General features: G+C 60.5%; 8 protein-coding genes. 1 reads left to right on the top strand and 7 read right to left on the bottom strand.

Annotated elements, in window-relative coordinates; translation table 11 throughout:
• Nucleotides 1-37: 37 nt before the first annotated feature.
• Nucleotides 38-508 (bottom strand): 30S ribosomal protein S7, encoded by a 471-nt coding sequence (rpsG, locus tag G7068_RS14130; protein WP_166292547.1) that lies wholly within the window; start codon nt 506-508, stop codon nt 38-40.
• Nucleotides 508-882: a 30S ribosomal protein S12 gene (gene rpsL, locus G7068_RS14125; RefSeq protein WP_166292546.1), complete on the bottom strand. Its 375-nt coding sequence runs from the start codon at nt 880-882 to the stop codon at nt 508-510. Before rpsL ends, rpsG begins: the two co-directional genes overlap by 1 nt.
• Before the next feature lie 361 nt (nt 883-1,243).
• Here rpsL and G7068_RS14120 point away from each other — a divergent pair, with 361 nt between their 5' ends.
• Nucleotides 1,244-1,405, top strand: a complete 162-nt coding sequence (locus G7068_RS14120) for a hypothetical protein (RefSeq protein ID WP_166292545.1) — start codon at nt 1,244-1,246, stop codon at nt 1,403-1,405.
• A 17-nt stretch (nt 1,406-1,422) separates the two neighbouring features.
• Here G7068_RS14120 and G7068_RS14115 read toward each other — a convergent pair whose 3' ends face one another.
• The 5 genes from G7068_RS14115 to rpoB all read right to left on the bottom strand — a co-directional run bounded on the left by G7068_RS14115 (nt 1,423) and on the right by rpoB (nt 11,174).
• Nucleotides 1,423-2,058, bottom strand: a complete 636-nt coding sequence (locus G7068_RS14115; protein ID WP_166292544.1) for a spermidine/putrescine ABC transporter substrate-binding protein — start codon at nt 2,056-2,058, stop codon at nt 1,423-1,425.
• A gap of 2 nt (nt 2,059-2,060) precedes the next feature.
• Nucleotides 2,061-2,543 carry a hypothetical protein gene (locus G7068_RS14110; protein ID WP_166292543.1) on the bottom strand — a complete coding sequence of 161 codons (483 nt, stop codon included), beginning with the start codon at nt 2,541-2,543 and terminating at the stop codon, nt 2,061-2,063.
• Nucleotides 2,540-3,541, bottom strand: a complete 1,002-nt coding sequence (locus tag G7068_RS14105; protein WP_166292542.1) for a hypothetical protein — start codon at nt 3,539-3,541, stop codon at nt 2,540-2,542. The genes G7068_RS14110 and G7068_RS14105 overlap by 4 nt, the downstream gene beginning before the upstream one ends.
• A gap of 205 nt (nt 3,542-3,746) precedes the next feature.
• Nucleotides 3,747-7,640: a DNA-directed RNA polymerase subunit beta' gene (gene rpoC, locus G7068_RS14100; RefSeq protein WP_166292541.1), complete on the bottom strand. Its 3,894-nt coding sequence runs from the start codon at nt 7,638-7,640 to the stop codon at nt 3,747-3,749.
• A gap of 36 nt (nt 7,641-7,676) precedes the next feature.
• Nucleotides 7,677-11,174 (bottom strand): DNA-directed RNA polymerase subunit beta, encoded by a 3,498-nt coding sequence (gene rpoB, locus G7068_RS14095; protein WP_166292540.1) that lies wholly within the window; start codon nt 11,172-11,174, stop codon nt 7,677-7,679.
• Nucleotides 11,175-11,293 lie beyond the last annotated feature (119 nt).

Here is an 11,293-nt window from a genome sequence, read left to right as displayed (position 1 = left end):
GCATAACGATCCAACCCGTTGGCGGGTTACCGCAGATTTACCAGCGGTAGTGAGCGAACGCGCGGTTCGACTCAGCCATCTTGTGCGTGTCTTCGCGACGCTTCACAGCGGCACCGAGGCCGTTAGATGCATCGAGAATCTCGTTGGTGAGACGGTCGGTCATCGAGTTCTCGCGACGAGCCTTGGCGTAGCTGGTCAGCCAGCGCAGTGCGAGAGTGTTCGCACGGTGCGGCTTGACCTCAACGGGCACCTGGTAGGTGCTACCGCCGACGCGGCGTGAACGTACCTCAAGGGTGGGGCGCACGTTGTCGAGCGCCTTCTTGAGAACGGTCACTGCGTCCTGGCCGGACTTTTCGGCAACGGCCTCGAGTGCACCGTAAACGATGCGCTCTGCGAGACCCTTCTTGCCGTCGAGCAGAATCTTGTTGACCAGCTGGCTGACCACGGGTGAACCGTAAACGGGATCGGCAACAACGGGGCGCTGGGGAGCAGGGCCTTTACGAGGCATTACTTCTTCTCCTTCTTCGCACCGTAGCGGCTACGAGCCTGCTGGCGATCCTTGACCGCCTGCGTGTCGAGCGCGCCGCGCACAATCTTGTAGCGAACACCGGGGAGGTCCTTTACACGACCGCCGCGCACGAGCACCATCGAGTGCTCCTGCAGGTTGTGGCCCTCACCTGGGATGTAGGCCGTGACCTCGGTACCGTTGGAAAGCTTCACACGAGCGACCTTACGCATCGCCGAGTTCGGCTTCTTCGGGGTGGTGGTGTACACACGTGTACACACACCGCGCTGCTGAGGGTTCGCCTTCAGTGCGGGAGCCTTGGTCTTGGAGACCTTTGGCGACCGCCCCTTGCGAACCAGCTGCTGAATAGTAGGCACTGATTCTCCTAGTTGGTCCTGCACGGTGACAGGAGTGCTTCAATTGGTTAAGCAAGCGTCCGCTTACGCAGACACGTAGCTGCTGTCGGTTCTGGATCTTGCAATCCTGAAACAACTGAGTGCAGCTATGCCGTGGGGGTGTCTTCTCGAAAGAGATGATTAACCCTTAATTAGGAGACTCCGCCACTCATTTGCTCTACCGAGGCACAGCAAACGGGCGGGTGGAATACCCCAACAAACCACTATATGCTCTCGACAGTCTCGCGCGCAATCTATCAGAGACGAAACTCACCACATTCTCTCTGATAACACAAAACGCAAGGGGGTAGACGCCTTTCCCTGGCTTCCCTAGCCTCGAGGCATGAACATTCTCTTTATTATCATCATTGTCATTGCGATCGTCTTGGCTATCGTTGGCGGCCTGTTCGAAGCCGTGAACTTCTTGCTCTGGGTCGGGATCGTTCTCGCCGTCCTCGCGCTCATCGCTTGGCTGTTGCGCAGCCTCAGCGGCAACAAAAACTAGGCCTGCGCCCCCGACGACTACTGCGGGGGCTCGAGGTGCCGACTCAGGTCTTCAATGATGGCCTGAATCTGTGGCTCAACAAAGCGGTGCACGGCGGCCTCGATTCTCGGCCGGTGACCCACAAGCGCGAAGCATACCTCGGAACCGGCTTCTTCGGCGCAGGTGTCTGCAAGCTGAATTTCACGTCGTAGCTGCTGCTTCTCTTCGGAACTCAGCGGCGGTCGAGGCAGCGGTGGTTCGGGCTTCGTTTCTTCCGCTAACCCCGTCAGGGTGAACAGAAAAGGCTGTTCACCCTCGTCTGGCTCTGGGTCGGGATCGATCCCGTCGTACTCGGGTTCGAGCCCGGCAACAGGGTCATAACCCTTGGCTCGCCACAGCTCCTCCCCCGTGAGCTCAGCGTGAAGCGCGGGCAACTCTGCGGCGGTGTAGTCGTCGACCCACTTGTCGATGATGCGCTGCATTCGAGAAACAAGCGCGTGTGTGACCTGGTGTGGAGTTCCCTCGGGAATTCCGGACGCGGCGAGGATCGGCGATCCCGTACATCTGCGGCACAGTTTTGCACGACCGCGATGCGTTCCTGGCGCCCAACTCGGCACCCACCTGAGCCAGCTATCGACAGCGACACTGACCCGTTCTTCGATCGCTCCGGTCACGATCAGTCTTCCTCCTCGGTGCGTTCCCACGGCCACTTAGGTGTTGGGCGATCAGTGTACAGGCGGCGCGCAAGAACCGCCCAGAAGAGGAGGCAAGTCAATCCCCAGATGGGAACGAGCGCGGCGGCGAAAGGACTCACCCAGGTATCGTCGATCGACATACCTGCAAGGTTTCCACCCAGGCTCCACAGCAGGTAAGCGCCCACCGAAACAGCAACAAAGTACCCCCAGACGGGCGTCTTCTGCCCACGAAGCAGCGCAATCGCCTGCTGCCAGAGCGTGAGAGCGAGCGCGGCAAGCGCAAAACAGAGAACCAGGGGGGCTGCCCAGCTCACTACGCCATCACTCGATACAGGATCACGATCCATTCCGAGTGATAAAAGCCCCCAGGTGGCGACAAGCAAAGCCACGGCAACAATCACAGCGGCCAGGATCAGGCTCCCAACATATCCTCGAGTCACCCCGCGGCGGGAGCCCTCAGTCATGGCTGCTTCACCTGCGCTTCAGCCAAAGCCTCTTCGTACTCCGCGAGGGCAACGGCGTTGCGAGCCTTCATCTTGCGCCCGCGGGCACCGATCCAAGCCCCGAACCACACCGTGACCTCACGAGCGAGAACTCCAGCGGCAATCGCGGGTAAGGACAGACCATATACCCGGAGCAATTCTCCGAAGATTTCGCCAGCCTGGCCGGGAAATAGCCCGATTGTTTTTTGGATCCCGTCTGTCATGGCAGATAGCGACAGCGTTGTTGCCAGCCAGACGAGCAGGCCGACGATGAACCCGCCAAGCACGTAAGCCCACCAACCGGCTCTGCCGGCAATAACCACGAGCAGAATGAGGGTCACCAGGAATGTACCGACGGCGGCAAAGAACACCCAGTGCAGATTTGCACCGAAGAACAGGTCAATGGCGCGCGAGGGGTTAATCGTGATCCCGAACTCCGCCAGCATCACTCCCGCGAGCAGCGCAGAGAATCCAATGGTTGCCAGCAGCGAGATGAGAATACCCGCGCCGCGGTTGCCCTTGATGTCTGGCGGAAGTGGAGTCTGCGTGTAAAACCCCGCCATCGGGTGGTCGCTGCTGATCCTGATTTCACCGTCGCGTGCGGGAGTATCAAGCACGGCAGCACCAAACCCGGTGTCCTCCGGCCCCGCACTCGGCATTTCTTCGAGCATGCCAACACGTACGGTTTCAACCGGGGCAGAAACGGGCTCAAGATCGAGCTCAGTATCGACTTTGGAAACCTGTTCGCGACGAAGACGTTCGGCCTCTGCGGCGGCCTCCGCGAGCTCGGCACTGTTGTCTGGTGCGACAACCGGCTCAGCAACAATAACCTCGGCCTCGTCGACGCTGGTTGCCCTGGTTACGGCGTCCTGCACCTCGGTGTTGGTCGCTTCGGTCTCTTCGATCGCGGCTCCAGGGTTCACCGAGGATTCCGGGGTTTCCGCAGCCCTCGACGCGGGTGTCTCGCGGTTCTCGTTCATCGCTGTACCTCTCGTAACGGCTCGGTAGGTTTCGAAATGCCAATTCCGAAACACGAACGTTGTGCCGCAACAGTACAAGCCGTGCGCGAAATTCTTGCGATCACGCGCGGCACGGCGCAAAAAACAGCGGGCTCCCACCTCGGAAGAGGTGGGAGCCCGCTGTTTTGATCCTGCGACTCGCTACGCTCGCGCAGGATGACAGGTGTTAGCTGTAGTTGCCCGGGTTGAACTCGTCAGCGGTGAAGCTGTCGAAGTCCACGAACGACAGGTCGTTCTCGTCGAAGGTGCCCTCGGTAGCGAACAGGCGGTTCGGGTAACGCTCCGCCTTAGCTTCCTCGGTTGCCTGCACGTCAACGTCGCGGTAGACACCCAGGCCGGTACCGGCCGGGATGAGCTTACCGATGATGACGTTCTCCTTGAGACCGATGAGCGGATCCTTCGATCCCTCCATCGCCGCCTGCGTAAGCACGCGGGTCGTCTCCTGGAACGACGCGGCCGACAGCCACGACTCGGTCGCGAGCGAGGCCTTGGTGATACCCATAACCTCGGGACGAGCCGTTGCAACACGCTTGCCCTCGAGCAGCGCCTCGCGGTTGACGCGCTGGTAACGAGCCCGGTCGATCAGCTCGCCCGGCAGCATCTCGGTCTCGCCGTGGTCAACGACGGTCACCTTACGCAGCATCTGGCGAACGATAACCTCGATGTGCTTATCGTGGATCGGCACACCCTGCGAGCGGTAGACGCCCTGCACGCCCTCTACGAGGTACTTCTGCACGGCACGCTCACCCGGAATGTGCTTGCCATTCTCGGTCGAGCCGACCTGAAGGATGTCCTTCGGATCGAGAGTACCGGCGAGGAACGGCTGGCCGAGCTCAACGTGGTCGCCATCTTCAACGAGAAGGGTCGAACGCTTGAGCACGGGGTATGCCTTCTCTTCCGTGCCATCATCGGGAGTGAGGAGAACGCGACGGCTCTTCTCGGTGTCCTCGATAACAACGCGGCCGGCAGCTTCTGCGATCGGCGATGCACCCTTGGGGGTACGTGCCTCGAAGAGCTCCTGCACACGTGGCAGACCCTGGGTGATGTCGTCAGCCGATGCAGAACCACCGGTGTGGAAGGTACGCATCGTCAGCTGGGTACCGGGCTCACCAATCGACTGCGCCGCGATGATGCCAACGGCCTCACCGATGTCGACGCGCTGGCCGGTTGCGAGTGAGCGACCGTAGCAGGTGGCGCAAACGCCAACCGCAGACTCACAGGTCAGTACCGAACGAACCTTGATCTCGGTGACACCAGCTGCAATGAGCTTCTCGATGAGCACGTCACCGACGTCTTCACCGGCGTTTGCCACAACGGCACCCGCAGCGTCGAGCGCATCGGTAGCGAGCGTACGAGCGTAGACCGAGTTCTCAACGTTCTCGTCCATGACCAGCGTGCCGTTGGCGTCAACCTCGGCGATCGGCAGGTCGAGGCCACGCTTGGTAGCGCAATCCTCTTCACGGATGATGACGTCCTGAGAAACGTCGACCAGACGACGGGTCAGGTAACCCGAGTCAGCGGTACGAAGCGCGGTATCAGCAAGACCCTTACGAGCACCGTGGGTCGCGATGAAGTACTCCGCAACCGACAGGCCCTCACGGTACGAGTTGATAATCGGGCGAGGGATAATCTCACCCTTCGGGTTCGACACCAGGCCACGCATACCGGCGATGTTACGGATCTGCAGCCAGTTACCACGAGCACCCGACGACACCATACGGAAGATGGTGTTGTCTGCGGGGAACGCGTCGCGCATGGCAGCAGCAACCTCGTCGGTCGCCTCGGTCCAGATCTCGGTCAGCGCCTTCTTACGCTCGCTGTCCTGGATCATGCCGCGATCGTAATCGCGCTGGATCTTTGCGGCGCGCTTCTCGTGCTCAGCAATGATCTCGCCCTTGTTGGGCGGGGTCACAACGTCAGAGAGCGCAACGGTGATGCCCGAGCGTGAAGCCCAGTAGAAACCGGCGTCCTTGATGCGGTCAAGCGTCGCTGCGACCTCCACCTTCGGGTAGCGCTCAGCCAGATCGTTGACCAGCCCGGAGAGGCTGTTCTTGTCTGCGACACGCTCGAAGTAGGGGTAGTCAGCTGGCAGGGTCTCGTTGAAGAGCGCGCGTCCGAGAGAGGTCTCTACGAGCACGGGCTTCTCATTGGTGACTCCGTTTGCATCGGTGTAACCGATGAGGCGGAGCTTCACCTTTGCGCCCAGGTCGAGGGTTCCCTCGTCCATAGCCAGGATGGCCTCAGCGATCGTGCCGAAGGCGCGACCGGTGCCGATGCCCTCTTCCTTGATCGTGGTGAGGTGGTGCAGACCAATGATCATGTCCTGTGAGGGCAGGGTCACTGGGCGACCATCCGACGGCTTCAGGATGTTGTTCGAAGCGAGCATGAGCACACGAGCCTCAGCCTGAGCCTCAACCGACAGCGGCAGGTGAACTGCCATCTGGTCGCCGTCGAAGTCAGCGTTGAACGCGGTGCAGACGAGGGGGTGCAGCTGGATAGCCTTACCCTCAACGAGCTGCGGCTCAAACGCCTGGATGCCGAGGCGGTGAAGCGTCGGTGCACGGTTCAGCAGCACGGGGCGCTCGCGGATGATCTCCTCGAGTACGTCCCACACCTCTGAGCGTGCGCGCTCAACCATGCGCTTTGCAGCCTTGACATTCTGTGCGTGCGACAGGTCCATGAGGCGCTTGATCACAAACGGCTTGAAGAGCTCAAGTGCCATCTGCTTGGGCAGACCACACTGGTGCAGCTTCAGCTGCGGGCCAACAACGATGACCGAACGGCCCGAGTAGTCAACACGCTTACCGAGCAGGTTCTGACGGAAACGGCCCTGCTTGCCCTTGAGCATGTCGCTCAGTGACTTCAGTGCACGGTTGCCGGTGCCCGTAACGGGGCGACCACGGCGGCCGTTGTCGAACAGTGCGTCGACAGCTTCCTGCAGCATGCGCTTCTCGTTGTTCACGATGATCTCGGGAGCACCGAGATCAAGCAGACGACGCAGACGGTTGTTGCGGTTGATCACACGACGGTAGAGGTCGTTGAGATCCGAGGTCGCGAAGCGGCCACCGTCGAGCTGCACCATCGGGCGAAGCTCTGGCGGGATCACCGGAACGACGTCGAGCACCATGGCTGCAGGGCTTGCGCCGGTCTGCAGGAATGAGCTGACAACCTTCAGGCGCTTAATCGCGCGGATCTTCTTCTGGCCCTTGCCCTCAGAGATCTGAAGGTGCAGTGTTTCGCTCTCTGCCTCAAGGTCAAAAGCCTCGAGACGGCGCTTGATCGCCTCGGCACCCATGAATGCCTCGAAGTAATCGCCGTAGCGATCCATGAGGTCTGCGAAGACCGCATCTTCTGGCTTCAGGTCGCCGACCTTCAGGTTGCGGAAGTCTTCCCAGACGCGCTGCAGACGAGCAATTTCCTCGTCCTTTTCCTTGCGGATCGCGGTCATTTCCTTCTCGGCGGAAGCTTCGGCGCGACGGCGCTGATCTGCCTTGGCACCCTCTGCCTCAAGCGCGGCGAGGTCGGACTCCGCCTGCTGCTGACGCTGAGCAATGCCAATGTCACGCTGATCCTCAAGTGCCTTCAGCTCGAGCCGCAGCTCAGCCTCAAGCTCCGCGAGATCTTCGTGGCGACCCTCTTCATCGATATCGATGATCATGTACGCGGCGAAGTAGATGACCTTTTCGAGGTCCTTCGGCGCCATGTCGAGCAGGTAACCGAGGCGTGACGGCACACCCTTGAAGTACCAGATGTGCGTGACGGGAGCGGCCAACTCAATGTGACCCATGCGCTCACGACGAACGGAGGACTTGGTGACCTCCACGCCACAGCGCTCACACACGATGCCCTTGTAACGGACACGCTTGTACTTGCCACACGCGCACTCCCAGTCCCGGCTCGGACCAAAGATCTGTTCGCCGAACAGACCGTCCTTCTCGGGCTTCAGCGTGCGGTAGTTGATGGTCTCCGGCTTCTTAACCTCGCCGAATGACCAGCTGCGGATATCGTCGGCGGTCGCCAGACGGATCTGCAGCTCGTTAAAATCTGTACCCTCGAGCAATGTCTCTCCTTGGTAACTAAAAAGTCTGATTCAGCTTTAGATTTCGTCGATGGACGAAGTCTCGAAGCGGGATGAAAGGTTAATGCCGAGCTCTTCCGCTGTGCGGTGTGCCTCGTCGTCGTTGTCGCGCAGGTTGACGGCGTTGCCGTCAGCCCCCAGGACCTCAACGTTCAGGCAGAGCGACTGCATTTCTTTCATGAGCACGCGGAACGACTCGGGCACACCTGGCTCGGGGATGTTCTCCCCGCGCACGATCGCCTCGTAGACCTTCACACGACCCAGGATGTCATCGGACTTCACCGTGAGCAGCTCCTGCAGTGCGTAAGCGGCACCGTAGGCCTCAAGCGCCCAAACTTCCATCTCACCGAAGCGCTGGCCACCAAACTGGGCCTTACCGCCGAGCGGCTGCTGGGTAATCATGGAGTAGGGGCCGGTTGAACGCGCGTGAATCTTGTCGTCAACCAAGTGGTGCAGCTTCAGGATGTACATGTAGCCGACCGACACGGGGTACGGGTAAGGCTCGCCCGAACGACCGTCAAACAGACGGGTCTTACCGGAGGAACCGATGAGGCGTTCGCCGTCACGGGTCTCCAGCGTCGAGTCAAGCAGACCAGCGATCTCGGCCTCGGAAGCGCCGTCGAACACTGGGGTCGCAACCTTGGTGTTCGGGGCAGCGGCGAGAGCCTCCTGCGAGAGCTTTGCAGCCCACTCGGGTGCACCCTCAACATTCCAGCCCTGCTTGGCGATCCAGCCGAGGTGAACCTCAAGGACCTGACCGAAGTTCATTCGACCGGGAATACCGAGCGGGTTCAGGATCACGTCGACGGGGGTACCGTCTGCGAGGAACGGCATGTCTTCGACCGGGAGGATCTTCGAGATGACGCCCTTGTTGCCGTGACGGCCTGCAAGCTTGTCGCCCTCGGTGATCTTACGCTTCTGCGCGATGTAGACAACCACACGCTGGTTAACGCCCGAGCCAAGCTCGTCGTCGTTGTCGTTCTCTGCGTCGAACACCTTCACAGAGGTGACCGTACCCGAGACGCCGTGAGGCACCTTGAGTGAGGTGTCGCGCACCTCGCGGCTCTTCTCGTTGAAGATGGCGCGCAGCAGGCGCTCCTCAGCCGAGAGCTCAGTCTCGCCCTTCGGGGTGACCTTACCGACGAGGATGTCGCCGGGGGAAACCTCTGCACCGATGCGGATGATGCCGCGCTCGTCCAGATCCTTCAGCGCCTCCATGCTGGCGTTGGGCAGATCACGGGTGATCTCTTCCTTGCCGAGCTTGGTGTCGCGAGCGTCAACGTCGTACTCTTCGATGTGAATCGAAGAGAGCGTGTCGTCCTTCACCAGGTTCTGGCTCAGGATGATGGCGTCCTCGAAGTTGTGACCCTCCCACGACATGAATGCCACGAGCAGGTTCTTACCGAGTGCAAGCTCACCGTTTTCGGTTGCGGGGCCATCAGCGATGACCTCGCCCTCTTCGATGCGCTCGCCAGCCTTGACGATCACGCGGTGGTTGTAGTTCGTGCCCTGGTTCGAGCGGTCGAACTTGCGCATGAAGTAGCTCTTTGTGCCGCCCTCATCCTGCTGGATGGTGACAACGTCAGCGGATACGTCAGCGATAACGCCGGCCTTCTGCGCGGTGATCACATCACCAGCGTCGATGGCTGCGTAGCCCTCCATACCGGTACCAACGAGCGGCGACTCGCTGCGCACAAGCGGAACCGCCTGGCGCTGCATGTTCGCGCCCATGAGCGCGCGGTTTGCATCGTCGTGCTCAAGGAACGGAATGAGTGAGGTCGCGACCGACACCATCTGGCGCGGCGAAACGTCCATGTAGTCAACGCGGTCAGCGTCAACCAGAACAACCTCGGAGCCACGGGGGCGAGCAAGAACCTGCTTCTCAGCAAACTTGCCGTTCTTATCGAGCGGAGCACCAGCCTGCGCGATGAGGTACTCGTCCTCTTCGTGCGCGGTCAGGTAGTCAACCTGCTCGGTTGCCTTGCCGTCGATCACGCGACGGTACGGCGTCTCAATGAAGCCGAACGCGTTGATGCGCGCGAAGGTTGCGAGTGCACCGATCAGACCAATGTTCGGGCCTTCCGGAGTCTCGATGGGGCACATACGTCCGTAGTGCGACGGGTGAACGTCTCGAACCTCAACGCCAGCGCGGTCACGCGAGAGGCCACCGGGGCCGAGCGCGGAGAGGCGGCGCTTGTTGGTCAGGCCCGCAAGCGGGTTGTTCTGATCCATGAACTGCGACAGCTGCGAAGTACCGAAGAACTCCTTGATCGCTGCGAGCACGGGGCGCGTGTTGATCAGGGTGTTCGGCGTGATCGCCTCAATGTCTTGCGTGGTCATACGCTCGCGTACAACACGCTCCATACGACTGAGGCCGGTGCGCACCTGGTTCTGGATGAGTTCACCCACAGCGCGGATACGACGGTTACCGAAGTGATCGATGTCGTCGGTGTCGAGACGAATATCGACAGGCTTGCCGTCACGAACGCCAGGAAGTGTCTCGGTGCCAGCGTGCAGACCAACGAGGTACTTGATGGTCGCAACGATGTCTTCGAGCGACAGCACCGAGTCGGTGATGGGGGCGTCGAGGCCAAGCTTGCGGTTGATCTTGTAGCGGCCAACCTTTGCGAGATCGTAGCGCTTGTCGTTGAAGTAGCTGTTATCGAGGAGCGCACGCGCGGCCTCGATGGCAACCTGCTCACCCGGGCGCTGCTTGCGGTAGATGTCTTTCAGAGCCTCTTCCTGAGTGACGATAGCGTCCTTCTCAAGTGTCAGCGCGATCGACTCGTACCCGGCGAACTCCTCGAGGATCTCCTCGCTGGTCATGCCGAGTGCCTTCAGGAAGACGGTGACCGACTGCTTACGCTTGCGGTCGATGCGCACACCGACCTGGTCGCGCTTGTCGACCTCGAACTCAAGCCACGCACCGCGGCTCGGGATCACGCGTGCGGTGAAGACGTCTTTATCGCTCGTCTTCTCCTGTGCACGCTCGAAGTAGACACCGGGGCTACGAACGAGCTGCGACACAATGACACGCTCGGTGCCGTTGATAATGAAGGTGCCTTTGTCGGTCATGATGGGGAAATCGCCCATGTAAACCGTCTGGCTCTTCAGAACCTGTGTCTCAGTGTTGTAGAACGCTGCCTCGACGTAGAGCGGCGCGGAGTAGGTTTTACCCCGCTCCTTGCACTCTTCAATCGTGAACTTCTGTTCGTCGAGGATCGGGTTCTCGAACGACAGCTGCATGGTGCCAGCGTTGTCTTCGATCGGCGAGATCTCGTCGAAAATCTCCTCAAGGCCGCTCTTCAGCGCGATGTCATCGCGCCCTTCGGCCTCAGCCTGAACGACGCGTGCTTTCCACGCATCGCTTCCGACGAGCCAATCAAAGCTCTCAAGCTGCAGTGCCAGTAGATTAGGCACCGACAGCGTGTCGGAAATTTTGGCAAAGGAGAGCCGCTTGTGATTGCGGCCGTTCTTCGTATGGGTGGTTGACGATGCGTTACGCGCAGCAGCCAAGGAAACTACCTCCGTGGGCCCCGTCGGGCCGGTTGACCTGGTTTTGCGGGAATTGCATCGGATCAGGCGGGTGAGGCTTATCTGCGCGTAGGCGCCAGCTCCCGGGACCTTCCGCTATA

The sequence above is a fragment of the Leucobacter viscericola genome (assembly GCF_011299575.1).
Classification (GTDB): Bacteria; Actinomycetota; Actinomycetes; order Actinomycetales; family Microbacteriaceae; genus Leucobacter; species Leucobacter viscericola.
The sequence above is the reverse complement of the archived record's forward strand: the minus strand, read 5'-3'. Positions and strand labels throughout refer to the sequence as shown.